24 protein-coding genes and 1 tRNA gene are annotated in these 25,666 nt (G+C 59.7%); 8 read left to right on the forward strand and 17 right to left on the reverse strand.

What is annotated here, in order from left to right:
* Positions 1–102: 102 nt before the first annotated feature.
* Positions 103–1,176: a fatty acid desaturase gene (locus AC3WMT_RS27685; RefSeq protein ID WP_047299273.1), complete on the reverse strand. Its 1,074-nt coding sequence runs from the start codon at positions 1,174–1,176 to the stop codon at positions 103–105.
* A 100-nt stretch (positions 1,177–1,276) separates the two neighbouring features.
* Between AC3WMT_RS27685 and AC3WMT_RS27690 the strand changes: the two genes are divergently transcribed.
* Entirely contained in the window at positions 1,277–2,281 is a 1,005-nt protein-coding gene (locus AC3WMT_RS27690; protein ID WP_103306524.1) for an AraC family transcriptional regulator, read from the forward strand.
* A gap of 131 nt (positions 2,282–2,412) precedes the next feature.
* Here AC3WMT_RS27690 and AC3WMT_RS27695 read toward each other — a convergent pair whose 3' ends face one another.
* Both AC3WMT_RS27695 and AC3WMT_RS27700 read right to left on the reverse strand, forming a co-directional pair.
* A complete protein-coding gene (locus AC3WMT_RS27695; protein WP_103306523.1) occupies positions 2,413–3,798 on the reverse strand; it encodes a heavy metal sensor histidine kinase in 1,386 nt (461 codons plus the stop codon).
* Positions 3,788–4,468, reverse strand: a complete 681-nt coding sequence (locus tag AC3WMT_RS27700) for a heavy metal response regulator transcription factor (protein ID WP_103306522.1) — start codon at positions 4,466–4,468, stop codon at positions 3,788–3,790. The genes AC3WMT_RS27695 and AC3WMT_RS27700 overlap by 11 nt, the downstream gene beginning before the upstream one ends.
* Positions 4,469–4,605: 137 nt before the next feature.
* On the opposite strand from AC3WMT_RS27700, the gene AC3WMT_RS27705 reads away from it, so the two are divergent.
* Both AC3WMT_RS27705 and uraH read left to right on the forward strand, forming a co-directional pair.
* Complete coding sequence (locus AC3WMT_RS27705) at positions 4,606–5,091, forward strand: GlcG/HbpS family heme-binding protein (protein ID WP_103306521.1); 486 nt, start codon at positions 4,606–4,608, stop codon at positions 5,089–5,091.
* An 11-nt stretch (positions 5,092–5,102) separates the two neighbouring features.
* Complete coding sequence (gene uraH / locus AC3WMT_RS27710; protein ID WP_103306520.1) at positions 5,103–5,513, forward strand: hydroxyisourate hydrolase; 411 nt, start codon at positions 5,103–5,105, stop codon at positions 5,511–5,513.
* 271 nt (positions 5,514–5,784) lie between these two features.
* Here uraH and AC3WMT_RS27715 read toward each other — a convergent pair whose 3' ends face one another.
* Positions 5,785–6,462 (reverse strand): Crp/Fnr family transcriptional regulator, encoded by a 678-nt coding sequence (locus AC3WMT_RS27715; protein WP_103306519.1) that lies wholly within the window; start codon positions 6,460–6,462, stop codon positions 5,785–5,787.
* 82 nt (positions 6,463–6,544) lie between these two features.
* On the opposite strand from AC3WMT_RS27715, the gene AC3WMT_RS27720 reads away from it, so the two are divergent.
* The gene (locus tag AC3WMT_RS27720; RefSeq protein ID WP_103306518.1) at positions 6,545–7,072 is read left to right on the forward strand and encodes an Mpo1 family 2-hydroxy fatty acid dioxygenase; all 528 of its coding nucleotides are present in this window, start codon (positions 6,545–6,547) and stop codon (positions 7,070–7,072) included.
* Positions 7,073–7,218: 146 nt separating this feature from the next.
* On the opposite strand, the gene AC3WMT_RS27725 is transcribed toward AC3WMT_RS27720, so the two are convergent.
* The 6 genes from AC3WMT_RS27725 to dibA form a co-directional block, all read right to left on the reverse strand.
* The gene (locus AC3WMT_RS27725; protein WP_016772244.1) at positions 7,219–8,208 is read right to left on the reverse strand and encodes a sulfate/molybdate ABC transporter ATP-binding protein; all 990 of its coding nucleotides are present in this window, start codon (positions 8,206–8,208) and stop codon (positions 7,219–7,221) included.
* Positions 8,209–8,211: 3 nt separating this feature from the next.
* Positions 8,212–9,084, reverse strand: a complete 873-nt coding sequence (gene cysW, locus AC3WMT_RS27730; protein ID WP_007917679.1) for a sulfate ABC transporter permease subunit CysW — start codon at positions 9,082–9,084, stop codon at positions 8,212–8,214.
* Between the two features lie 13 nt (positions 9,085–9,097).
* Positions 9,098–9,916, reverse strand: a complete 819-nt coding sequence (gene cysT / locus AC3WMT_RS27735) for a sulfate ABC transporter permease subunit CysT (protein ID WP_103306517.1) — start codon at positions 9,914–9,916, stop codon at positions 9,098–9,100.
* 242 nt (positions 9,917–10,158) lie between these two features.
* The gene (locus AC3WMT_RS27740; RefSeq protein WP_103306516.1) at positions 10,159–11,172 is read right to left on the reverse strand and encodes a sulfate ABC transporter substrate-binding protein; all 1,014 of its coding nucleotides are present in this window, start codon (positions 11,170–11,172) and stop codon (positions 10,159–10,161) included.
* A 138-nt stretch (positions 11,173–11,310) separates the two neighbouring features.
* Positions 11,311–11,493, reverse strand: coding sequence for a sulfur starvation response protein OscA (gene oscA, locus AC3WMT_RS27745; protein WP_034151822.1), 183 nt, complete (start codon positions 11,491–11,493; stop codon positions 11,311–11,313).
* 299 nt (positions 11,494–11,792) lie between these two features.
* Positions 11,793–13,712 carry a phosphodiesterase DibA gene (gene dibA, locus AC3WMT_RS27750; RefSeq protein WP_103306515.1) on the reverse strand — a complete coding sequence of 640 codons (1,920 nt, stop codon included), beginning with the start codon at positions 13,710–13,712 and terminating at the stop codon, positions 11,793–11,795.
* Positions 13,713–13,858: 146 nt separating this feature from the next.
* Between dibA and desA the strand changes: the two genes are divergently transcribed.
* Both desA and AC3WMT_RS27760 read left to right on the forward strand, forming a co-directional pair.
* Positions 13,859–15,043, forward strand: a complete 1,185-nt coding sequence (desA, locus tag AC3WMT_RS27755; RefSeq protein WP_103306514.1) for a delta-9 fatty acid desaturase DesA — start codon at positions 13,859–13,861, stop codon at positions 15,041–15,043.
* Between the two features lie 235 nt (positions 15,044–15,278).
* Positions 15,279–16,268, forward strand: a complete 990-nt coding sequence (locus AC3WMT_RS27760) for a GGDEF domain-containing protein (RefSeq protein WP_103306513.1) — start codon at positions 15,279–15,281, stop codon at positions 16,266–16,268.
* A gap of 136 nt (positions 16,269–16,404) precedes the next feature.
* Here AC3WMT_RS27760 and AC3WMT_RS27765 read toward each other — a convergent pair whose 3' ends face one another.
* From AC3WMT_RS27765 to gabD, 3 genes are all read right to left on the reverse strand, one after another.
* Positions 16,405–17,616 (reverse strand): response regulator, encoded by a 1,212-nt coding sequence (locus AC3WMT_RS27765; protein WP_103306512.1) that lies wholly within the window; start codon positions 17,614–17,616, stop codon positions 16,405–16,407.
* 141 nt (positions 17,617–17,757) lie between these two features.
* Positions 17,758–19,035 carry a 4-aminobutyrate--2-oxoglutarate transaminase gene (gene gabT / locus AC3WMT_RS27770; protein ID WP_103306511.1) on the reverse strand — a complete coding sequence of 426 codons (1,278 nt, stop codon included), beginning with the start codon at positions 19,033–19,035 and terminating at the stop codon, positions 17,758–17,760.
* Positions 19,036–19,220: 185 nt separating this feature from the next.
* Positions 19,221–20,663, reverse strand: coding sequence for an NADP-dependent succinate-semialdehyde dehydrogenase (gabD, locus tag AC3WMT_RS27775; RefSeq protein ID WP_007917688.1), 1,443 nt, complete (start codon positions 20,661–20,663; stop codon positions 19,221–19,223).
* Positions 20,664–21,106: 443 nt separating this feature from the next.
* On the opposite strand from gabD, the gene AC3WMT_RS27780 reads away from it, so the two are divergent.
* A tRNA-Arg gene (locus AC3WMT_RS27780) sits at positions 21,107–21,183 on the forward strand.
* 203 nt (positions 21,184–21,386) lie between these two features.
* On the forward strand, positions 21,387–22,427 hold the full coding sequence (locus AC3WMT_RS27785; RefSeq protein ID WP_103306510.1) for a virulence RhuM family protein: 1,041 nt from the start codon (positions 21,387–21,389) through the stop codon (positions 22,425–22,427).
* A 53-nt stretch (positions 22,428–22,480) separates the two neighbouring features.
* Here AC3WMT_RS27785 and AC3WMT_RS27790 read toward each other — a convergent pair whose 3' ends face one another.
* The 4 genes from AC3WMT_RS27790 to AC3WMT_RS27805 are packed head-to-tail and all read right to left on the reverse strand — an operon-like array spanning position 22,481 to position 25,653.
* Complete coding sequence (locus AC3WMT_RS27790) at positions 22,481–22,753, reverse strand: hypothetical protein (protein ID WP_177431455.1); 273 nt, start codon at positions 22,751–22,753, stop codon at positions 22,481–22,483.
* Positions 22,754–22,774: 21 nt separating this feature from the next.
* Positions 22,775–23,365, reverse strand: coding sequence for a hypothetical protein (locus AC3WMT_RS27795; RefSeq protein WP_103306508.1), 591 nt, complete (start codon positions 23,363–23,365; stop codon positions 22,775–22,777).
* Complete coding sequence (locus AC3WMT_RS27800) at positions 23,362–23,973, reverse strand: RNA polymerase sigma factor (protein ID WP_103306507.1); 612 nt, start codon at positions 23,971–23,973, stop codon at positions 23,362–23,364. The genes AC3WMT_RS27795 and AC3WMT_RS27800 overlap by 4 nt, the downstream gene beginning before the upstream one ends.
* Positions 23,974–25,653: a vWA domain-containing protein gene (locus AC3WMT_RS27805; RefSeq protein ID WP_103306506.1), complete on the reverse strand. Its 1,680-nt coding sequence runs from the start codon at positions 25,651–25,653 to the stop codon at positions 23,974–23,976.
* Between the last annotated feature and the right edge of the window lie 13 nt (positions 25,654–25,666).

Genomic DNA, 25,666 nt, shown 5'->3' on the forward strand with positions numbered 1-25,666 from the left:
TGGGCACTGGCAGCACTATGTCGAGGAGACCGGGGTGATCTTGAGTGCTTCGCCGTTTCAGCCGGATTGAGGTTGCCAGCGATGAGGACCTGAACTCACCTATCAAGCCCGGGCAGTACGCACCTCTTCCTGCACCAGTTCATTCTTGCGAACAAACCGGTTCGCCCGCCCAAACGTGCCGAAATCATTGAACCGCACGCCCATCTCGCGCATCACCTTATGCGCCACTGGCACGGTCAGCTGACGAATATAAAACGGCTCCTTGACCACAAAATGATGAATCCCGTGGCTGCTGCCAAAGTTGAAGCAGAACGCCTGCAACGGCCACAACCACCACGGATTCAGCACCTGACACTGTTGCAGCACATTGCCCAACTCGACATCACCGTAGTAATGCATGTTCGAACTGATGAAATGCAGGCAGAACGTGCGCAATACGTTCGGGCCGATGATCACCACGGCGGCGATATCGATCACCTGCATCACCGACAACGTGGTCGCCGACCATTCAATCGGTGTCCCCAGCAAGTACGCGATGCCGTTCGCCGCATGGAAACCGAGAAACACATACCACGCGCCCCAATGCACCAGCGCCAGCGGCGCGTAGACCTTGAGCGTGCGTTTGATGATGCTGAACTTGTGTGCCCAGGTCTTCGCCCGAAGCATGCGAATGAACGCCGACATCACGTTGTCACCGACCATCAGCAGCCGCGCAAAACCCCACGGCTCGCCGTTGGTGATTGCGCGTTCTTCCATGTCGGTCTCGGTGCCTGAGACCTTGTGATGGTTGAGATGCAGATGCCGGCGAATCCACGGGTTGATCGTGCTCGGCCGCGCCAGCCACACCAGGCCCATCATCAGGTTGTGCGGCACACGCTGCTTGCGGAAATACATGCTGTGGATCAGGTCGTGTTCCAGCTCATGGGTGAGCGAAGCGAAAAACGCATTGAGCAGCAGGCACACCCACCAGGCCATATGACCGCTGATGTACAGCGCCGCCGAGCCGATCATGCCAGCCAGGGCAAAGGCCAGAATCCCCGCGCCGAGGGCGTCCTGATGCTTGAGAAGCGGGTAGCGCTCGCGCAATTCGACGCCTTTGGCCAGCACCACTTCGCGAATATGCGCTGATCGCTGGGCAGCATTGTGTCGCTGGGGACTTGCAGAAGTACGGTCCATGCTTCCATCCTCTGGGTATTGATGTTCGCATCCTGCCCTGCAAGGGTTCGAATCGCGGTAGCCGAGAACGCCAACCTGTTGACCGGAAGCGCCAATCAGCATGAAGGAACCGACCTCCCTCGCCAGCTGGACCCGTGCCTTGCGCAAGCAACTCGACGCGCTGGGACTGGACAGCACTGCCCTGTGCCAACAGGCCGGGCTCGACCCGGACTTGATGGACGATCCCAACGCGCGCTATCCGCTGTCCGGCACCACCCGCTTGTGGGCGCTTGCGGTGGAGTCCAGTGGTGATCCGGCCATCGGTCTGCGGGTGTCGCGGTTTGTCAGCCCGACCACGTTTCACGCGCTCGGCTATGCCCTGGTAGCCAGTGGCAGCCTGCGCGAAGTGTTCGAACGCATCGTGCGCTATCACCCGGTGGTCAGCGATGCGCTGGAACTGGACCTGAGCCGCGGCGATGACCGTTATCTGTTCCGTCTGAAAATTCCGCCAGGCAATCCCGCTCCCGCCTTCGAAGCCATCGACGCCTTCGCCGCGATCTACGTGCGCACCTGCCGCAATCGCCTCGGTCGTGATTACGCGCCACTGGCGGTTTACCTGCGCCGCCCTGAACCGAACGACGCGCACCAATGGCATAAAGTCTTCCGCGCGCCTGTGCATTTCGCCGCCGTTGAAGATCGTCTGGAATTCGCCCTCGCCGACTTCGACAGCCACCTCGACGACGCCAACCCTGAACTCGCTGAACACAACGAAGCGGTGCTCAAGCGCACCATGGCCCAGCTCAAACCGTTGACCTGGGAGCGCAAGGTGCGCGACGCCATCGAAGAACAACTGCCGGAAGGCGAACCCAGCGCCGAGCGCATTGCCCAGGCCTTGCACCTGAGCCTGCGCAGCCTGCAACGGCATCTGGCCGATGAAGGTTGTCGCTTCGACACGCTGCTCAACGAAAGCCGTGAGAACCTCGCGCTGCTGCATCTGCGTGATCCGCACTGTTCATTGAGTGAGGTCAGTTACCTGCTGGGCTTTGCCGACACCAGCAGCTTCAGCCGCGCGTTCAAACGCTGGACGGGGATGACGCCGGGGCAGTTTCGGGATCAGTTGCGCTGACTGATCCGGAATTTTCACCGGTTCAACTGGCCTCTTCGCGGGCAAGCCCGCTCCCACAGGGTTTGGGGTGCACAGAAATCCGTGTCACACCTTGACCACTGTGGGAGCGGGCTTGCCCGCGAAGTTGGCAGTCAGTCCACCAAAAACCCCAGCTCAAACACCGTGCCCGAGGCATCACTGCTGACCCGCACCTGCCCGCTATGCAAGTGCATGATCGACTGCACGATTGCCAGTCCCAGGCCTCCGGAGTCCCCGGGTTCAGCGCGGGCCGGATCGACGCGGTAGAAGCGGTCGAACAATTTGCCCAGATGCTCGTGCGCGATGGCCGGGCCATGGTTGTGAATCTGCAACCAGCACACGCCTGCCTCATCGTGCCGGCGCAGGCTGATCGAGGTGCCGGGGTCAGCGTGGCGCACGGCGTTGGCCAGCAGATTGCCGAGGGCGCGTTGCAGCAGTTGCTGATCGGCGCGGAGTTCGCCGTGCAAATGGTTTTCCAGCCGCAGATCGCGGTCGTCGGCCAAGGCTTCGAAGTAATCGCACAGTTCGCTGCCAACGCTTTGCAGCTCCAGCGTTTGCAGGTTGAGCGCTCGCTCGGCCTGTTCGGCACGGGCGAGGAACATCAGGTTTTCCGCCATGCGCTTGAGCCGTTCGAACTCTTCCATGTTCGAGGCCAGCACTTCCTGATATTCCGCTGTGCTGCGCGGGTGGTTCAGCGCCTGACCGTTGCTGGCGAGCAAGGTGTGCAGCGGCGTGCGGATCTCGTGGGCGAGGTCGGCGGAGAACTGCGACAAGCGCTGCACACTGTCGTCCAGACGCGCCAGCATGCCGTTGAGCGCTTGCACCGGTTCGAGCAGTTCTGCCGGGGTGCCGGCGGCGGGCAAACGCTGATCGAGACTGCGCAGGTCGATGCCGCGCACGGCTTCGCTCAATTGCCTTAGCGGTTGCAGACCACGGCGCAGCAATACCAGCCCCAAGGCAAATGCCAATATCGCGCCGAGCCCGACCGAGAGGTACAAGCGCAGGCGATAACTGCTGAGCATCTGCTCACGCTCGCTCAGCACTTTGCCGGCGATCACGGTCAGCGGTTCGCCGTTCGGCCCCTGCGCTTCACCGGACAACAGCGCCAGTTCTGCACCGTCCGCCGCTTGCCAGCTCAGCACATCGCGGCGCTGCGGCGTTTGCTCGCGCGGGATCGCCTCCAACGTCGGCAAATCGCGCTGGCGCGGGTTGATGCCGATCACGCTCGAACCATCGGCCCGGCGCACCAGCAGCAGGCTGTCGAGATTACCGAGCATGTTCTGGTACAGCCGTGGCCGCGCCTGCAAGGCATCAAGGCTGTCGCTGTCGGCGAGCAAGGCGCGCACCTGCTCCAGTCGCCCAAGCAGGGCCATGTCGTCGCGATAAGCGATTTCGGCGGCGAGCGAGCGGTAGAGAAATACACCAATCGCGCTCAGGACCAAGGCGCAGACCAGTGCGAACGCCAGCGCCAGGCGCCAGGCGATCGACCTAGAGCGCATCGTCCGGCGCTTCCAGTTGATAGCCGACACCGCGCACGGTGTGGATCAGTTTCGGCATGTACGGATCATCGACCTTCGAGCGCAAGCGGCGCACCGCGACTTCGACCATGTTGGTGTCACTGTCGAAATTCAGGTTCCACACTTGCGAGGCGATCAGCGTGCGCGACAACACTTCGCCCTGACGACTGGCGAGCAGGTGCAACAGGGCGAACTCCTTGTTGGTCAGCGATATACGCTGGCCGCCGCGACTGACGCGACGGCGCAGCACATCGATTTCCAGATCGGCAATGTTGTACGACTCGGCCTCGCGCATCGGCCCGCGTCGCAACAGCGTGCGCACCCGTGCGAGCAGTTCGGCGAAGGCGAAAGGTTTGAGCAAATAGTCGTCGGCACCCAGCTCGAGGCCGCGCACGCGGTCTTCGATGGCGTCCTTGGCGGTCAGGAACAAAACCGGCGTGGCACCGCGCTGGCGGATCAGTTGCAGCAATTGCCAGCCATTGAGGCCCGGCAGCATCACATCGAGGATGATCAGGTCGTATTCCTGCTGCTCAATGAAATAGCGCCCATCGAGGCCGTTGAGTGCCACATCCACGGCAAATCCGGACTCGCCCAGGCCCTTGGCAAGGAAATTGGCGGTTTTGGCTTCATCTTCTACGACCAGCAAACGCATGGCACACCTCGATTGATCAGGCACACAGGCTAGGCGTCTTCGGCGGCGTTGCCCATTACAAACTTGTAATCCGGCTGACGAGGTTCTGACGAAGTGGCGCCGCTAAGCTGGCGTCCTTCGCTTTTGGAGCCTGTTCCATGACCGTCAAATACCTTCTGGCCAGCTTGGCCATCGGCCTGAGCACCAGCGTTTTCGCCAGCCCCGAACTGCCGCGTCACGCCGATCTTGATCTGAAAACCGCCCGCCTGCTGGCCGATACGGCCATGAATAACTGCACTGGCACCGTGTCGGTACTCGACCGCGGCGGCAACCTGTTGGTGACCCTGCGCGGCGACGGTGTCGGCCCGCACAACACCGCTGCCAGTCAACGCAAGGCCTATACCGCGCTGTCGACGAAGACCCCGACCAGATTGTTCGCCGAGCGCGCCCGCAGCAACCCGGAAACCGCCAACCTCAACACCCTCGACGAGTTGCTGTTGCTCGGCGGCGGCATTCCGCTGTTCGCCGGCAACGAGTTGGTCGGCGCCATGGGCGTGGCCGGCTCCGGCGGCGGTGAGCAAGATGAAAACTGTGCGATCACGGCTGCCGAGAAAACCGGTCTGGCCACCACCCGTTCCCAATAAGGAGATTCATCATGACGCCATTGCGCATGACCCTCGCCGCGCTCGGCCTGAGCGCTTTCTCAAGCCTGGCACTGGCCGCCGGCAACCCGCTGAGCGTACACGTGCTCAATCTGGAAAACGGCCTGCCTTCGCCTGGCATTAACGTGAAACTGGAAAAGCACGTCGGCCAGAACTGGCAGCCGTTGGCTCAAGGCACCACCAATGAACAAGGACGCATCGCCGAACTGTTCCCGGCCAAACAGCCTTTTGAGGCGGGCGAGTATCGAGTGGTGTTCAAGACCGGTGAGTATTTCAACAAGATCAAGCACGACACGTTCTTCCCGGAAATCCCGGTGATTTTTGAAGTGAAGCAGACGGACCAGCACTACCACATCCCGCTGCTGCTCAGCCCTTACGGTTTCTCGACTTATCGCGGTTCGTAAGCCCCACACAAATCCTCTGTAGGAGTGAGCCTGCTCGCGATAGCAATCTGTAAGTCAGGCAATGGGTGACTGATACACCGCTATCGCGAGCAGGCTCACTCCTACAGGGTCGGTGCTTTGCCTCAGATGTCATGGAGCGCCGAAACCCTGTGGGAGCCTGGCTTGCCAGCGATGGCGTCCGTTCAGCAGACATTGATTTCGGCTGATGCACCGCTATCGCTGGCAAGCCAGCTCCCACAGGTTCGTGGTGTCTGGATTGGGTGTTTTTATCTTAGATTGTGGCCAAGGTGCGCAATCGCGTGGCGTCGAGGATCTCGATCTCGCCGTACCCCAAGCCAATGATCCCCTGCCCCTGCAAGTCCTTGAGAATCTGGTTGGTGGTCTGCCGTGACAGCGACAGCATCGACGCCAATTGTTCCTGCGGCAGTTGCAGCACCCGACGGGGCGGATCGAGTTCGCCGTAGCCCTCGGCAATCATCAGCAAGCGATGGGCCAGACGTGCCGGGGCTGGCAGCAGGCTCAGTTGTTCGAGATTGATAAACGTCAGGCGCAGCTTGTGGCTCATCAACAGCGCCAGATGCCGCCAGTACAGCGGGTGTTCATCGAGCAATTTCAGCAACGTCGCCTGCGGGATATTCAATAGCGTACACGGCCCCACAGCATAGGCGTCATGGGTGCGCGGCTGGCCGTCGAACAGGCAGATTTCACCAAACCAGTGCGGCGCCTCGACCAGACTCAGCAGCGCTTCCTTGCCCTGCTCGCTCACCGCGCCAATACGCATGGCGCCATCGAGCACCGCGTACAGGCCGCACGGTGGATCGCCACGCTGAAACAACCGCTGCCCCGCCGTCAGCTGCCGCTCCCGGGCCGCCGCCAGCAGACTATCCTGAAAGGACGCAGGTAAATGACTGAACCACTGGCCGGTCAGCAGCCGCGAACGCTTATCCATGAACACTCCTAATTGTCGCCTGCCTGACAGAGCGAACGCTGAACCCGGGGCATGCTGCGATCACCCTACAGGAGGAACAACAATGAAAAGCCTCGTCGATCATCTGAGTCAATACGCCGCCTACCACCGCGACCCACGCAACATCGCCAGCCACTTTATCGGCATTCCGCTGATTGTGGCGGCGGTCGCGGTGCTGTTGTCGCGTCCCGAATGGGCGTTGGGCGGTTTGTGGATATCCCCGGCCGTGGTGCTGGCGCTGGCCTCGGCATGGTTTTACCTGCGCCTGGAAGTGAAGCTGGGCGTGCTGATGACCGTGCTGATGGGCTTGTCGGTCTGGGCCGGGCATGTGCTGGCGCAGCAAAGCACTCTGGTCTGGCTGAGCAGTGGCCTGGCGATGTTCGTGATCGGTTGGGTGATCCAGTTTGTCGGGCATCACTACGAGGGGCGCAAACCGGCGTTTGTCGATGACGTGAGCGGCTTGATCGTCGGGCCGTTGTTTGTGGTGGCCGAGTTGGCGTTCCTGCTCGGGATGCGCCATGAGTTGAAAGAGCAGATCGAGGCGCGGGCGGGAGTGGTGAGGGTCAATCCGAATCGCAAAGCGGCGGCTTAGGCCACTTAACAGATCGCAGCCTGCGGCAGCTCCGACATCCGCTCGTTCCCACGCTCTGCGTGGGAACGCCGCCATGGACGCTCTGCGTCCACTGTGACGCGGAGCGTCACGGGATGCATTCCCACGCAGAGCGTGGGAACGATCAGTTAAAGGTTGGCGACTTTCTGCCAGACCTTCGGCTTGAAGAACAGCGTTTCACCCTTGGCCAGGCCGATCAGGCTGTCGTGGTCTTTCACCACTTCGGCTTCGATCAGATCGGTCTGCCCTTCTACCTTCAACGTCACCCGCGTGGTCGCGCCCAACGGGCGGATATCACGCACTTCAGCGGCATGGTGATCTTCCAGCTCATGCTTGGACAACGACACTTCGTGCGGACGGAACAGCACGTGGTTGTCGTCGCTCAACAACAAGCGGTTGGAATCTCCGAGGAAGTGATAAACGAAATCGCTGGCCGGGTTTTCGTAGACGTCGCCCGGTGAGCCGATCTGTTCGATCACGCCTTTGTTCATCACCACGATGCGGTCGGCGACTTCCATCGCTTCTTCCTGGTCGTGGGTCACGAACACCGAGGTCAGGTTGATGTCTTCGTGCAGACGAGCGAGCCAGCGACGCAGTTCTTTACGCACTTTGGCGTCGAGGGCGCCGAACGGCTCATCGAGCAGCAGGACCTTCGGTTCAACCGCCAGGGCTCGGGCCAGAGCGATACGCTGGCGTTGACCACCGGACAACTGCTCCGGGTAGCGATCCGACAGCCAGTCCAGTTGCACCATGTTCAGCAGCTCATGCACCTTGGTCGCGATCTGGCTTTCGCTCGGGCGCTGGTTTTTCGGTTTCATGCGCAGGCCGAACGCGACGTTGTCGAACACCGTCATGTGCCGGAACAGCGCGTAGTGCTGGAACACGAAACCGACGTTGCGATCACGCACGTCGTGGCCGGAAACGTCTTCACCGTGAAAGACGATGTTGCCCTGATCCGGGGTTTCCAGACCGGCAATAATCCGCAGCAAGGTGGTTTTTCCGCAGCCGGACGGGCCGAGCAGCGCCACCAGCTCACCGCTGTGGATGTCCAGGCTGATGTTGTCCAGCGCTTTGAACGCATTGAAATTCTTGCTGACGTTACGCACTTCGATCGACATGAATTATTCCTCCGCGGCGCTGGCGCGCAGGCGGTTGATACGGTTTTCGCTCCACTGCTTGAGCAGCAGGATGAAGAGCGCCAGGATCAGCAACAGGCTCGCCACAGCGAACGCGGCCACGTGGTTGTATTCGTTGTAGAGGATCTCGACGTGCAGCGGCAAGGTGTTGGTCACCCCGCGAATGTGCCCGGAGACCACCGACACCGCACCGAATTCACCCATGGCCCGCGCAGTACACAACACCACGCCATAGATCAGGCCCCACTTGATGTTGGGTACGGTCACGTGCCAGAACATCTGCCAGCCGTTGGCGCCGAGCAAGCGTGCGGCTTCCTCTTCCTGCGTGCCTTGTTCCTGCATCAGAGGAATCAGCTCGCGGGCCACGAACGGCACGGTAACGAAAATCGTCGCCAGCACGATGCCCGGCAGGGCAAAAACGATCTGGATGTCGTGATCCTGCAACCACGGCCCGAACAGGCCCTGAGCGCCGAACATCAACACATAGACCAGGCCGGCGATTACCGGCGATACCGAGAACGGCAGGTCGATCAGCGTCACCAGCATGCTCTTGCCGCGGAATGAATACTTGCTCACGCACCACGCAGCGCTGACGCCGAACACCAGGTTGAGCGGTACCGAAATCAGCACGGCGAACACCGTGAGTTTCAGCGCCGACAGTGCATCCGGTTCAAAGATCGCCGTGAAGAATGCGCCGAGGCCATTCTTCAAGCCTTGCGACACGACGATGAACAGCGGCAGCAGCAGAAACAGGAAAAAGATCAGCCAGCCAAGACCGATCAGGATTCTGCGCGAAGTGGCGCTGCCACGGCGCGCAGCGTTGGCCGAAGAGGCGGCCGCAATAGACGATTGGGACATGGTTCGCGCCTCCTTATGGGGTTTCGATGCGCCGCTGCAGCAAGTTGATCAGCAGCAACAGGACGAAGGAAACCACCAGCATCAGCACGCCGATGGCGGTAGCGCCGGTGTAATCGTACTGGTCGAGTTTGACCATGATCAGCAGCGGCAGGATCTCGGTTTTCATCGGCATGTTGCCGGCGATGAAAATCACCGAACCGTACTCGCCGACGCCACGGGCAAAAGCCAGGGCGAAACCGGTCAGCCAGGCGGGCAACAGCGCCGGCACCAGAATGTGGCGGAACACTTGCAGCGGTTTGGCACCGAGGCACGCGGCGGCTTCTTCGACTTCACGGGGAATGTCGGCCAGCACCGGTTGCACCGTGCGCACTACGAACGGCAGGGTCACGAAGGTCAGCGCGAGGGTGATGCCCAGCGGCGTGTAGGCAATCTTGAAACCGAGGTCGGCGGCGAACTGCCCGACCAGACCGGTCGGCGTGTACAGCGCGGTCAGGGCAATACCGGCGACGGCCGTCGGCAGCGCGAACGGCAGGTCGATCATCGCGTCGATGACCTTGCGCCCCGGGAACGTGTAGCGCACCAGCACCCACGCCAGCAGCGTACCGATAATGCCGTTGATGATCGCCGCACACAGCGCGGTGCCGAAGCTCAGCTTCAATGCGGCCAATACGCGCGGTGCGGAAATGATCGTCCAGAACTGATCCCAGGTGAGTTGGGCGGCGTGGACGAACATCGCCGCCAGCGGGATTAGCACAATCAGGCTGAGGTACACCAAGGTGTAACCCAGCGTCAGCCCGAAGCCGGGTATGACGGGGGAGATACGACGCGACATAAAAGTCCTTGGTTAAAAAGCATTCCGCTGAACGCATCAATGTGGGAGCAAGCCCTGTGGTGAGGGGATTTATCCCCGATCGACTGCGAAGCAGTCGCAAAACCATTAAATGCGGTCTAACTGATCAACCGTAATCTTTGATTTCGGGGCTGCTTCGCAACCCATCGGGGATAAATCCCCTCACCACAAAAACTCACTCCCACATCTCAAGTGCCTGAACTTCAGGCTCATTGTGATTCAGATTACTGCGCCTGATAAATCTGGTCGAACACGCCACCGTCGTTGAAGAACTTCGGCTGCGCGGTTTTCCAGCCGCCGAAGTCCTTGTCGATGGTCACCAGGTCCAGTTTCGGGAACTGCTGGGCGTATTTGGCAGCCACGTCCTTGTCACGCGGGCGGTAGAAATTCTTCGCGGCGATTTCCTGACCGGCCGGGCTGTACAGGTGCTTGAGGTAGGCTTCGGCGATCTGCTCGTTGCCCTTCTTCTCGGCGTTCTTGTCGACCACGGCCACCGGTGGTTCGGCGAGGATCGACAGCGACGGCACGACAATGTCGAACTTGTCGGCACCGCCGTCTTCTTTCAGCGCCAGGAACGCTTCGTTTTCCCAGGCCAGCAACACGTCACCCTGACCGTTGTTGACGAAAGTGATGGTCGAGCCACGAGCGCCGGTGTCCAGCACTGGCACGTGTTTGAACAGGGTCTGCACGTACTCTTTGGCTTTCTCTTCACTGCCGCCGTTGGCTTTCAGGCCGTAGGCCCAGGCGGCGAGGAAGTTCCAGCGCGCACCGCCGGAGGTTTTCGGGTTCGGCGTGATCACCGAGACGTCGTTCTTGACCAGGTCGCCCCAGTCCTTGATGCCTTTCGGGTTGCCCTTGCGCACCAGGAACACGATGGTCGAAGTGTACGGGGTGCTGGCGTCCGGCAGACGCTTTTGCCAGTCGGCTGGCAGGGTCTTGCCGAGTTTGGCGATTTCGTCGATGTCGCCGGCCAGCGCCAGGGTCACGACGTCGGCACGCAGGCCGTCGATCACAGCGCGGCCCTGTTTGCCGGAACCGCCGTGGGATTGCTGGATTTTCACAGTGTCGCCGGCATGATCCTTCTGCCAGAACTTGATGAATTCGGCGTTGTAGTCCTGATACAGCTCGCGCGTCGGGTCATACGACACGTTGAGCAGTTCGTAATCCTTGGCAACCGCGGAACCGGCAAACACAGCACTGGCCAGCGCGGCCAAAGCGTAACGGCGAATCGACGACATGGTGAAAGCTCCTGGAATTCTTGGTGGTGGCTTTTTCTTATGTACTGCTGGAATCGGGTTGCCCGTTGGTAAAAGATCGCAGCCTTCGGCAGCTCCTGCCCACAGCCCCCTGCAGGAGCTGCCGCAGGCTGCGATCTTTCAGCCCGGTTGTTTGCCGGGTTGCTGCAAACGGAATTTCTCTTTGCGTTCTATCTGGACGACTTGCGCGTTGTGCACAGTGATCTCCACCGCGCCGAAACGCAGATCGCGCAGGGCGCTCTGGATTTCACGCAAGATGGTGGTTTCGTCCTGACCGTCAACGCTGCGAAGGGATGCGCTCATGGTGCTGCTCCTTTGAATGGGATATGCCTGGCAGTGGGCGGCACTGCGTTCGGCGTGGGAGCAATATAAGAGAGGCGCGGATATTCTTAAAAAGACTATTTAAGAATGTTTATATAACTAGAAAACATTATCTGGCGGAGCAAGGGTTTGCGCGTATCCGGGGCCGACAGATAACCCTGTGGTGAGGGGATTTATCCCCGATGGACTGCGTAGCAGTCCCGATTTTTTGGGGCCGCTGCGCGCGCCATCGGGCATAAATCCCCTCACCACAGGTTTTGTGTCAGCCATAACAGGACTTGTTAACCGATAACAGGTGCTTTCGCCCAATCAATCTCCATCGCCGGAACCGGCCGCCCAAACCAGTACCCCTGCCCCAGATCACATTCCTGCTGCAGCAGAAACGCCGCCTGCTCACCCTGCTCGATCCCCTCGGCATGCACCTGCATGCCCATGCTCCGGGCCAGCGCGATGATCACCCGGACAATCGCCGCGTCATCCTCGTCCCACGGCAACCCGGCAACAAAGCCCTGATCGATCTTCAATTTCTGCACCGGCAGACGCTTGAGCCTCAGCAACGACGAGTAGCCCGTACCAAAATCATCAATCGCCAGGCGAATGCCCAATTCACGCAAACGATGCATCTGCTCCAGCGCCACTTCCGGGTCGTCCATCACCGCGCTTTCGGTGACTTCCAGTTCCAGACAGGCCGGATCCAGCCCGGTGTCGCGCAGCACCTGCGCGACCTGCTGATACAGCTCGCGTCGGGCAAACAGTCGCGACGACACGTTCACCGCGACAAACGACAGCACCACACCGTCCAGTTGCCATTGGCACATCTGCCGGCAAGCCTGCTGCATCACCCAGGCGTCGATTTCGGCAATCAACCCGGTGCGCTCGGCGATTGGAATGAACTCGGCCGGCGACACCAACCCGCGCTGTGGATGCTGCCAGCGCACCAAAGCTTCGACACCGATCAGACGGCTGGTTTGCAGATCATGGACCGGTTGGTAATAGACCCGCAGTTCCTGCTGTTCCAGGGCCCGGCGCAGTTCAAAGGCGATTTCCACCCGTTGCTGGGCGTGGGCGGTCAGTTCTTCGGTGTACAGCGCGTACCCATTACGTCCGCTGCCCTTGGCCTTGAACAGCGCCGCGTCAGCATTACGCAATAACTGATCGGCGCTCAGCGCGTCGCTGGGGAACAGGCTGATGCCGATGCTGGCGTTGATGAACAGCTCGTGGCCATCAAAGCAGAACGGCTCCTTGAGCGCGTCGAGAATGCGCTGGGCCAGCGCCGCCGCCTGGCCGGGCTGTGGACAACTTTCCGCCAGCACGGCGAATTCGTCGCCGCCCAGGCGCGCCAATGTGATGCCCGGCCCGAACAACGCCTGCAAACGCGCGGCCACCGCTTTGAGCAGGCGGTCGCCGACGTTATGCCCGAGGCTGTCGTTGATCATCTTGAAGTGGTCCAGATCAAGCAACAGCAGCGCACAACCGCGCTTATGAATCTGCGCCGACGCCAGCGCCTGCTCGGCACGGTCGCCGAACAACAGGCGATTGGGCAGATCGGTCAGCGGATCGTGGTGGGCGAGGTGCTTGAGCTCATGTTCGGAATGCTTGATCGCGCTGATGTCGGAAAACACCGCCACGTAATGGCTGAGCCGGCCCTGATCATCATGAATGACGCGGATGGTTTGCCACTGTGGATAAATTTCGCCGCTTTTACGCCGGTTCCAGATTTCGCCACTCCATTCGCCCAAGGATTCCAGCGTAGTGAACATCGCCTGATAGAAGCTCGGCGGATGATGGCCGGATTTGAACAGGCTCGGTTGTTGGCCGAGCACTTCTTCGCGCTGATAACCGGTGATCTCGATGAACGCGCGATTGACGTGAACGATCAGCCCATGATGGTTGGTGACCAGCACCCCTTCACGGGTGCAATCGAACACGGCGGCCGCTTGGCGCAGGCGCTCACGGTCGGCATGACGCTCGCGCAATCGCGCACCGATCCCGAGAAATTCACATAGCCGCGCCCGCGCCAGAAAGATCAGCCCGGCGCTGACAGCGGCGAATACATAACCGTTGATCAGTTGCCATCGCGCAATATCGGCGGAGTTATCGAAGAAACTGTTTAATAAATGATCAGTGCCCAGCAGCCACACGGCGGCAAGCACAAGATAGAGCAGCGCTGCACGCAAGGCATCGCGATAAGTGGCAGACATTCGGCTGTCCATGTCCCTACAAAAAGGTTGGAATTATAGGTCAAGAAACATCCAGCGACTCTTATCTGAAAGGGCGACTGGTTTTATCTGTGTGCTTGGTGATAATGCAACGGCTGTTTTTATCTTTATCGAGGGCCCTATAGCCTATGTGGTACGAAGGTTTTCTTGGCTTGTCGGCCTGGTCACTGGTCGCAGTCACCCTGCTGATGACTCACGTGACAATTGTCGCCGTCACGGTCTATCTGCACCGTTACTCGGCCCATCGCTCGCTGGAGCTGAATGCCGGCCTTAAGCACTTTTTCCGCTTCTGGCTGTGGCTGACCACGGCGCAGAACACTCGCGAGTGGACCGCCATCCACCGTAAACACCACGCCAAATGCGAAACCGAAGATGACCCGCACAGCCCGGTCATCAAGGGTTTGTCCACCGTACTGCGTACCGGCGCCGAGCTGTACCGCGCCGAAGCCCAGAACCCGGAAACCCTGCGCATCTACGGCAAGAACTGCCCGGAAGACTGGATCGAGCGCAACGTCTACAGCCGCTACCCGCTGCTGGGCGTGGCGATCATGGGCGTCATCGACCTGCTGCTGTTCGGCACCATCGGCATCACCATCTGGGCGATCCAGATGATGTGGATCCCGGTGTGGGCTGCCGGCGTGATCAACGGTCTCGGTCATGCGGTCGGCTATCGCAATTTCGAGTGCCGCGACGCGGCGACCAATCTGGTGCCCTGGGGCATCCTGATCGGTGGCGAAGAATTGCACAACAACCATCACACCTACCCTAACTCGGCCAAGCTGTCGGTGAAGAAGTGGGAGTTCGACCTCGGTTGGGCGTGGATCAAAGTCTTCAGTTTCCTGCGTCTGGCCAAGGTGCAGCGTGTTGCGCCGATTGCTCACCGTGTCGAAGGCAAAGGCAATCTGGACATGGACACGGCGATGGCGATCCTCAACAACCGCTTCCAGATCATGGCCCAGTACCGCAAGCTGGTGATCGGGCCGCTGGTCAAGCAGGAACTGGCCAAGGTCGATCATTCGGTGCGCCACCAGTTTCACCGGGCCAAACGCCTGTTGTCGCGGGAAACCAGCCTGCTGGAGGATCGTCACCACGCACGCATCCAGAACATCCTCGAGCACAGCCAGGCGCTGAAAGTCATTTACGAAAAACGCCTGGCCCTGCAGCAGATCTGGGTCAAGACCAGCGCCAATGGCCACGACATGCTCGCCGCCATCAAGGAGTGGGTACACGAGGCCGAGGCCAGCGGCATCCAGTCCCTGCGCGAATTTGCCGATCAGCTGAAAACCTACTCGCTGCGCCCCGCCGCAGCCTGATTGTGTTGAATGAATCCCCTGTGGCGAGGGGATTTATCCCCGATCGGTAGCGTAGCTAGCGCAATTTTGACGACGCGTTCTCATTGTTGAAACGCGTCGCCACTACCGCCCGGCAGAACCCCTCTGCCGCTGGGAACTTCGCTTCCATTCCCCTATCTCAAAGACACTTCGCCATCCCGGCGGGCTGTACTGTGGCCGTTGTCGAATTGCGGCACGCCCTTTGAGAACTGTGCCGATGGTCAACAACAATCAAAAAGACTCATCCCTCCCGCAATGGCCCGAGGCCGCGCAAACCCTGATGGCGCTGATGCACGCCCAAGGCGAAGTGGCGCGGTTGAGCGAACGTGAGCAACTGTTCAGCTCGCTGCTGGTCAGCGTCAACGCCGTACTCTGGGCTTTCAACTGGGAAACCCGTCAGGTGCTCTACGTCAGTCCTGCCTATGAGCGGATTTTCGGTCGCTCTGCAGGCCTTTTATTGGCCGACTCCAACCAGTGGCGCGACAGCATCTACCCTGACGATCTGGATTACGCCGAACGCAGCCTCGCCGAAGTCCTGCACACCGGGGCCGTCGAAAATCGCGAATACCGCATCATCGCCGCTGACGGCAAAGTGCGCTGGCTCAGCGATAAATGCTTCATCAATCGTCAGGACGAACCCGGGCAACCGGTGATCATTGTCGGCATTGCCGAGGACATCACCGACAAAAAGCAGATGGAAAACGAGCTGCAACGCCTGGCCACCACCGACGTGCTGACCCAGAGCAGCAATCGTCGGCACTTCTTCGAGTGCGCCAATCGCGAGTTCGAAGAAGCGCGTTTGCAGGGTGCGCCACTGGCTTTCCTGCTGCTGGATATCGATGATTTCAAAGTGATCAACGACAGCTACGGTCATCCCATGGGCGACTCCGTGCTGCAACAGATCGCCGAGTGCGGGCGCAGTTCTTTACGCCGGGGTGATCTGTTCGGGCGAATTGGCGGTGAAGAGTTTGCCGCAGTATTTCCGGGCTGTGCGCCGGACATGGCCATGCAGGTAGCCGAGCGACTGCAACAGGAGATTCAGCGTTTGAGCTTCAGTCATGAAGGCCAGACGTTCGGCATTACTGTCAGCCAGGGTCTGGCCCGTCTCAGCGAAGGCGACGAAAGCCTCGACAGTCTGTTCGCCCGCGCGGATGCGGCGATGTATGAGGCCAAACGACAGGGCAAGAACCGCGTTATCTCTGCCTGAACCTTATCTCAGCCATACAGAGATCCATGGTAGGAGTGAGCCTGCTCGCGATAGCGGAGTGTCAGACACCCATGGTTCGTTTGACCCTCCGCTATCGCGAGCAGGCTCACTCCTACAAGTGTTTGCGTAAGTCAGACTACTTGCGCATCCGCATCAACTCCGGCAATCCGATCTTCAGCAACCGCGCCGTGCGGCTCTTCGCCAGTTCTTCAACACCGTCATGCTCGGTCAGACGCGCCAACTGCGCAGCCATGTTCATCACCAGCGCCTCACGGGAATACACCCCGCCGCCAAGCTGATAGACCGAGGCAATCAACTCGCGCAGTTCCAGCGGCAACCGCCAGCGAGTGCGCAGCGCCGAACCATAAGCGGCGCCAAACTCGGCCAACGCTTCACCGACCTCCTCCAGCTCATCCAGCGCTCCACCGGCCTGCTGCCACTCCTGCAAACAACGCAGCAATGCCAGATCACCCAAACGATGCAGCATGCCTGCGCAGTAGCAGCGCTCCTGATCCAGGTCCAACAGGCGCGCCAGCGTACGGGCGTATTCGGCCGTATGCAGCGACAGCCCCCAATATCGCTCGGCGTAATCCGCCAGGCACGGGTCACTGAGTCTGGCGCTGCGCTTGAGCGCCAACCCCAGAATCAGGTTCATGCTCTGCCCGGTGCCGAGTCGATGCAGTGCCTGCGCGAGCGTTTGAACCGCGGCGCCATGGTGCTGTGCCGCACTGTTGGCCGCTGCGATCAGTACTGCCGTGATTTGTGGATCGGTTTTGATCTCATCTTCCAGCAGCTTCAGATCGAGGCCATTGGGATTGAGGCTGCGTTTGACCGCCAACTGCACATCGGTCATCAACGGTGCGCCATCAGCCTGCTCACGGCGCCGCTCAAGAAAGACTGACAAGGTCATGCCCGGCGCCAATGCCGGGATCTCACAGAACACTTCTTCCCCGGCATTGAGCAACAAACCCTGCAAACGCTCGGTCAGACTTTCCATGTTCAGCGGTTTGGTCAGATACGCCGTGGGCGCCAGCGGTATGGCTTCGCGCACGCTGGCGCTGTCGTTGCGGCTGCTCATCAGAATGAAGGGCAGCGGCGGATTGCGTTTACGCTGACGCACGCTGCGCAAAACACTCAAGCCATCGATACCGGGCAATTCCCAGTCGACGATGGCCAGGTCATAAGGGACTTCGCTGAGCATCGACATTGCTTGCTGGCCATCGGCACACAGGTCCAGCCGCGCATCGCAACGTACGTTCAGCAGCACTTGTTTGAGCAAGTCGCGAGACCATGGATCGGCCTCGGCAATCAGCACTCGGGGTACGGCGGGTAAATCAACGGCAGTCATGCGCGCTCTCCCTTGCAATGCCTGAACCTTAGCCAATGCTGGCCTTTCGATACAGCGCTAAAGCGCTCGATGTGTTTCAAGGGGCATAAAAAAACCCGCCGAAGCGGGTTTTTTGTCGATCAAGTCACATCGCTCAGAGCCTTACAGCTCCGAGAAGCACTCTTCGATGATCGCCAGACCTTTGTCCAGTTGCTCATCCGGCGAGGTCAGCGGTACGAGTACGCGCAGCACGTTGCCGTAAGTGCCGCAGGACAGCAGGATCAGACCCTTGTCGCGAGCCTTGGCCACCACGGACGCCACTGCAGCCGCGTTCGGCTTGTGGCTGTCGCCGTTTTCGAACAGCTCAACGGCGATCATGGCGCCCAGGGCACGGACTTCACCGATGACCGGGTACTTGGCCTGAATGGCTTTCAGGCCAGTGACCAGACGCTCACCGACAGACTTGCAGCGATCCAGCAGTTTTTCTTCTTCGAACACTTCCATCACTGCCAGGGCAGCAGCACAAGCAATCGGGCTACCAGCGTAGGTGCCGCCGAGGCCGCCTGGCGCGATGGCGTCCATGTATTCGGCCTTGCCGCAAACACCGGCCAGCGGGAAGCCGCCCGCGATGGATTTGGCGAAGGTGGTCAGGTCGGCAGCAACACCCATCTGTTCCATGGCGAAGAAAGTACCGGTACGGCCAGCGCCGGTCTGTACTTCGTCAGCGATCAGCAGAATGCCGTGCTGGTCGCACAGCGCGCGCAGGCGCTTCATGAATTCTTTCGGCGCGACGTAGAAACCACCTTCACCCTGTACCGGCTCGATGATGATCGCGGCGATGTCTTTCGGCTCGGCGTCGTTCTTGAAGATGCGTTCGATGGAAGCGATCGAGTCGTCGATGCTCACGCCGTGCAGTTCGTTCGGGTACAGCGCGCGGAAGATGCCGCCTGGCATCAGGCCCATGCCGGCCGAGTAAGGCACGACTTTACCGGTCAGACCCAGGGTCATCATGGTGCGACCGTGGTATGCGCCGGTGAAAGCAATCACGCCAGCACGGCCAGTGGCGGCACGGGCGATTTTCACGGCGTTTTCCACGGCTTCGGAACCGGTGGTGACCAGCAGGGTTTTCTTGGCGAAATCACCAGGCACCTTGGCGTTGATCTTTTCGCACAGCTCAACGTACGGCTCGTAGGCCAGTACCTGGAAGCAGGTGTGGGTCAGCTTGTTCAGCTGTTCGGTCACGGCAGCAATGATTTTCGGGTGCACGTGGCCGGTGTTCAGCACAGCGATACCGCCGGCGAAGTCGATGAATTCACGACCTTCAACGTCAATCACGGTAGCGTTCTTTGCCGACTCGGCGAAGATCGGGTGAATCTGGCCAACACCACGTGGAACAGCTGCGGTACGGCGGGCCATCAGTTCAGCGTTAGTCTTGCTCATTACAGTCCTCATTCACCGCTCATCGGGCGGCGTGGTTCAAGGATTAAGCGGTAGGAATCGGCGGTGGCAGCATGCGATGATCGACTGCCACGGCGTTCCCGGCCGCAGAGAGAATTCCGGTTTGAAACGACGCAAAGGGACAGCGCTCTCGTGCCCTTTGCGTTTGCAGCGATCCCTTTCCCGGCTTAGATGCCCAGGCAGAGGTATTTGATTTCCAGGTAATCTTCGATGCCGTACTTGGAGCCTTCACGGCCCAGGCCCGAGGCCTTGATGCCGCCGAACGGCGCGACTTCGTTGGAGATCAGCCCGGTGTTGACGCCGACCATGCCGTATTCCAGCGCTTCCGCTACACGGAACACACGACCAAGGTCACGAGCATAGAAGTACGAGGCCAGACCGAACTCAGTGTCGTTGGACATCGCGATCACTTCGGCTTCGTCTTTGAAACGGAACAGTGGCGCCAGCGGACCGAAGGTTTCTTCCTTGGCCACAGCGGCGTTTTTCGGCACGTTGGTCAGGATGGTCGGCTCGAAGAAGTTGCCTTCCATCGCCTTGCCGCCAGCCAGCACGGTTGCGCCTTTGGCTACGGCGTCAGCGATGTGCTCTTGCACCTTGGCCACGGCTTTTTCGTCGATCAGCGGGCCAGTGGTGGTGCCGTCTTCCAGACCATTGCCGATCTTCAGCTTGGCCACAGCCACTTTCAGCTTCTCGGCGAATGCGTCGTAGACCGAATCCTGAATGTACAGACGGTTGGCGCAGACGCAGGTCTGGCCGTTGTTGCGGTACTTGGAAATGATCGCGCCTTCGACAGCCTTATCCAGGTCCGCGTCGTCGAACACGATGAACGGCGCGTTACCGCCCAGTTCCAGCGAGACTTTCTTGATGTCCTTGGCGCATTCCGACATCAGCTGACGGCCGATTTCGGTGGAGCCAGTGAAGGACAGCTTGCGCACGATCGGGTTGCTGGTCAGCTCGCTGCCGATATCGCCAGCGCTGCCGGACACCACGCTGAACACGCCGGCAGGAATGCCGGCACGCTGGGCCAGTTCGGCCAGGGCGAAAGCGGAGAATGGGGTTTGCGAAGCAGGCTTGAGCACCATGGTGCAACCAGCAGCCAGCGCTGGGCCGGCCTTACGGGTGATCATCGCGGCCGGGAAGTTCCACGGGGTGATCGCTGCGGTCACGCCGATCGGCTGCTTGATCACGATCAGGCGCTTGTCTGGCTGGTGGCCCGGAATCACGTCACCGTAAATACGCTTGGCTTCTTCGGCGAACCACTCGATGAACGAAGCGGCGTAAACGATTTCGCCCTTGGCTTCGGCCAGCGGCTTGCCCTGCTCGAGGGTCATCAGGCGAGCGAGGTCGTCCTGGTTCTCGATCATCAGTTCGAACCAGCGACGCAGCTTGCCTGCACGTTCCTTGGCGGTCAGTGCACGCCAGGCCGGCAGCGCTTTGTCAGCGGCCTCAATGGCACGGCGGGTTTCGGCAGCGCCCATCTTCGGCACGGTGCCGAGGATTTCGCCAGTGGCCGGGTTGTTGACCTTGATCGTCTGACCGTTGTCCGCATCGACCCAAGCGCCATCAATAAACGCTTGCTGGCGGAACAACAGGGTGTCTTTAAGCTGCATGTCGGCTTTCCTTAACAGCACCGCGGCCTGCGCGGAGCAAATTATGATTGTAGAAAGGCGCCTCGCAAGGCTGCCGTCAGGGAAATCAGTGACCGGGTGAGGCGCATAAGACAGTGCACGACTCGAAACACCTGCGCTTCAACACCCAATCAAAGAGCGTTTGAAATCTCAAACGGATCCTAGGAGCAAAGGGGTTAAAGGACAATAGGGCGTTCGAAAAAAAGAACAAAAACGGCGTGTTTGTGGAAATTTTCAGATCAACGAGCAAAAAGCATCCGCCGCAGCGAAACCATAGATCAGCCCCGCGAAAGCGCCAAGCGAGGGTTTTGCAGGACGTTACAGCTTTATGGAATGCAGGCACTCAAACCGACACGCGCACTGACAAAACCCGCCGAAACCCAGCATGGACGCCCCGAGCCGACCTAGGTATGATGTCGCCCGCTGCACCAGTAGCTCAGCTGGATAGAGTACTGCCCTCCGAAGGCAGGGGTCGTGGGTTCGAATCCCGCCTGGTGCACCACTGATTTAAACGAGAAAGCCCCGGACTGTGATGGTCCGGGGCTTTTTTGTGGGTAATGAACTTATGAAAAAATCGAGTCTGGAAACAAAATTTCACGACAATTGGGTTCATTAGGTCAGCGGTTTTCGCCACACTATGCAGCCTCCCCCGAGTCCTTTCCAAACAATTTATAGACTCGCCAGAACTGGTCGCGGAATAACTCAATGACTGATCAGAACGACACAGACTATCCTGCCGCCCCTCAAGGAGAGCTTTTGCTTTTTCAAAGCTCCGACGGCCAGGTCCGCCTGGAATGTCGATTCGGGTCCGAAACGCTTTGGCTATCGCAGTCCATGATTTGCGAACTGTACGGTAAGGCCAAGGCTACTATCAGCGAACATATAAGCCATATTTTTGCCGAGGGCGAGTTGTCGGAGGATTCAGTTGTTCGGTTTTACCGAACAACTGCCGCCGACAACAAACCTTACAACGTCAAGTATTTCAGCCTGCCCTTGATTATCGCGGTGGGATACCGTGTCCGCTCCAAACGAGGAACCCAATTCCGTCAATGGGCCACGCAAGTACTTCAAGGGTACCTGATTAAAGGCTTCGTCATGGACGACGAGCGATTGAGAAACCCTCCCGTAGGGCACTCACAGGTACCTGACTACTTTGATGAGCTGCTTGAGCGCATCCGAGATATTCGAGCCAGCGAGAGGCGGGTTTATTTGAGGGTGAAGGATATCTTCGCGATGGCGGCCGATTATGTGCCATCCAACAAGGACACGACTGCGTTCTTTCAGATCATCCAAAATAAACTTCATTTCGCCAGCACCGGCTTGACTGCCGCTGAGTTAATAGCACAGCGCGTTGACGCCTCAAAAGCGCATATGGGTCTAACCAACTTCAAGGGAGATGAAGTGCGTAAAAGCGATGTCACAATCGCTAAAAACTATCTCACTCAAGAGGAGATCAATGCTCTTAATCGTATCGTTACGATGTGGCTGGATTTCGCAGAAGATCAAGCATTGATGCGCAAGCAGATTTTCCTGCGTGACTGGCAGGAGAAACTGAACCAATTTTTGGAATTCAACAGCCGCCAGATTTTGCAGGGATCGGGACACACCAGTAATCAAGCAGCAGAAGAAAAAGCCCGAGCTGAATATGAGATCTATGCCGAACGGCGCAGAGCTTTGAAAGAAACAGAGGGCGAACGGTCCGCCATTGAGGCACTTCGCGGCATTTCAAGAAAGAGTCGGCCCTGACCCCGCAGCCTTGGATCAGGCAACTACGCGCTGGACCCGCACCTGAAGCTCATTTACTCCGTCGTCCAATCAAACTCATCGTAATCCTCATCCTCGTCTTCTTCCCCCTCAACCTCCTCCTCAAAGACGTCCTCTTCCTCAAGCACATCCTCTTCCGGCTGATTCAGCAGAAACTCCTTACGCGCTTCGGTAATCGCGCGGCGCATCTCTTCGCCCTTTTGCGGGCAATTGAGGAGTTGGGCGATGCGGTCGATTTTTGGTGCCACGGTGTTCTCCAGCGATTCAGCTATGACCCGATAGTGCGCGTTTTTGCGGGGCAATGCCAAATGGCTGGGCGAACAGGGCGGTCAGTTCTTCTGGATTTGTTCGAGCCGGGCGTCGAGGTCGGCGTTCGGGTAGCGTTTGTGCAGGTTGTTGAACAGACTGTCGGCGGCTTGTGATTGGCCAGACTCACGCAGACGCAGGACTTCGCGCAGTTGTGCGTCGAGGCCGTTGGCCGGGGCAGCGGCGCGTTTGCTGAATTGGGCTTCGTCGACGAGGATGGCTTCGCTCTGCATCGGCGCGGTCATGTCCACCCTCGGCGGGGGTCCGGAGAAGGTGCCCGCAGGGGCGGCGAATGCTTCCGTTGCTTGTTCGCGGGCCACCGGGGCCGCGGGTCTGGCGGCAGGGGCAAAGTCGAATTGCGGCTGCGGTTCGGGCGCGCGTTGCACCAGCGACAGCATCAGGGCGACGCCAACCAGGCTGGCGAACGCGACTTGCCAGCGCGGTTTGCGGCAGGCGTCGAGCCAGCGTTGCCAAAGGCTTGGCTTCGGTGTTGGCGCTGCACGGTGAGCTGCCTTGAGAATGCGCGCGTCGAGGTGCGCGGGCGGTTCGTCGTGGTGTTGCTCGCGATAGTGCTTGAGCAGTTGTTCTTCGGGTGTCTGGCGGGCGTCGTTCATGTCAGTACCTCCTCGGCCAGCAGCCGACGCAGTTTTTGCTGGGCGTAGCGCAAGCGGCTCTTGACGGTTTCCAGCGGTGTTTCGGTAAGGCTGGCGATTTGTGCCAGGTCGAGGTCGCCGTGGGCGCGCAGCAGGAACACCTCGCGCTGGTCGGCGGGCAGGGTTTGCAGGGCGTTTTCCAGACGCAGGCTGTCGCGGCTGAGGTTGAGCAATTCTGCAGGATCGGTCGACTCATCGCTGACAGCGTGGACCTGTTCATCGTAACTGTCGTGCAGTGGCTGTTGGGCGCCGTGCTTGCGCCAGTGATCAATCAGGCGATTGCGGGCAATCTGGAACAGCCACGTACGAAAGGTCGCCCGTCCCTGTGGCTGACTGGCGCTGCGGATCAGGCTCAGCCAGGTCTCCTGAAAGACCTCATCGGTAAGCTCCGGTTTACCGCTCAAACCGAGCAGAAATCGATACAGGCCCTGACGATGACGGGCGTACAAGATCTCGAACGCCGCGCCGTCGCCCTCGCGGTAACGCGCCAGCAACGCTTCATCGCTGCTGGCGGTCGGGCTGTCTGGTGAAGCAAACAGCTGATTGAGGAAGCTTTTCAGACGACTCACTTATTCAACCCGTCGCTCAGTGGACAGCGTATTCGATGCGGTTGTGTTGCGCAGGCTCTGCGCCAATTCGACCAATTGCACAAACTCGTTACGCAGGCCAAAACGGTCATCGCCTCGTGCGCCACGGGCCAACGCTTCGGTGTCTTTCAGGCTGAAATCTCCGGTGTAGCGGCCGTCCTTGAGTTGCTGGGAAAACGCGGCGACGGCGGCGGCAAAGCGCAGGTCTTCGCTGGCCGATGCAACCTGACTGGCAATCGGCCGCTCGATCAGCAGACTTTTCCCACCATCGGGCTGTTGATAACGCACACGCAGCATCGCCAATTCCCCGTTCTTTTCGGAAACAGCCTTGTCGGATTGACCGTAACGCAGCGGCTCCAGCCAGCCCTTCTCCCCCGCCGGAACAATTTCGTACAACGCGGTCACCGTGTGTCCTGCACCGATTTCGCCAGCATCGACTTTGTCATTGCTGAAGTCCTCACGTTTCAAGGCACGGTTCTCGTAGCCGAGCAGACGATATTCACTGACCTGCGCCGGGTTGAATTCCACCTGCAATTTGACGTTTTTTGCCACCACGGCGAGGGTCGAGCCAAGTTGATCCACCAGTACCTTGCGTGCCTCGCGCAGGTTGTCGATGTAGGCGTAGTTGCCGTCGCCGGCATCGGCCAATTGTTCCATCAAGTGTTCATTGTAGTTATCCACACCAAAACCCAGGGTGGTCAGGGAAATTCCAGTTTTGCGTTTATCCACAGCCATTTGCTTGAGGCTGTCGAAGTCGCTGACGCCGACGTTGAAGTCGCCGTCGGTGGCCAGCAGGATGCGGTTGATGCCTTTGGCGATAAAAGCCTGTTGCGCCATTTGATAAGCCAGTTCGATACCGGAGGCGCCAGCGGTCGAGCCGCCTGCGGTCAATTGCTCAATGGCTGTACGAATTTTCGCTTTTTCCCGTCCGGACGTCGGCTCCAGTACCACTCTCGATTCGCCGGCATACACCACCAGCGATACGCGATCCTGCTCGCGCAATTGATCGACGAGCAATTTCAGCGTGCTTTTGACCAGTGGCAGGCCTTCGCGACGATCCATCGAGCCTGACACGTCCACCAGAAACACCAGATTCGCCGGGGCCAGTTCGGCCACCGCGCGGTCGGACGCCTTGATGCCGATGCGCAACAATCGTGTGTGCGGGTTCCACGGCGAAGCTGCCAGTTCGGTGGTCACGCCAAACGGTGAGCCATCGCTGGGCAGTGCGTAATGGTAGGGAAAGTAATTGACCATTTCCTCCAGCCGCACCGCCCCTTCCCGCGGCAGGCGCCCCTGATTGAGCAAGCGGCGGACGTTGGCGTAAGCGCCCGTGTCGACGTCAGCGCTGAAGGTTGAAACCGGAGTGTCGGCGACGCTGTGGATCGGGTTGTCGGCAAGCGTTTGATATTGCTCACGCGGCTCGTCGCGATAGCCCTGTGGATAACTTTCCCCGGCAGGCATCGCCGCGAAGCTGGCAATGGGCATCGGACGCGCGCTGCGCTTGGCCATCGCGGCATCGGCGAGGATCACCTCATGTTGCACCAAGGCTGCAGGCTGAGCTGGCGCAGCAGCCGATTCAGGATTGGAAGAAACGCCGCAACCGGCGACGGCCAGCAACACACCGACCGCTACAGGTCGCAGAGAAGGCAGAGGAAGGGACATGGGGCTGACCTCG

Source organism: Pseudomonas sp. FW305-7 (genome assembly GCF_058786735.1).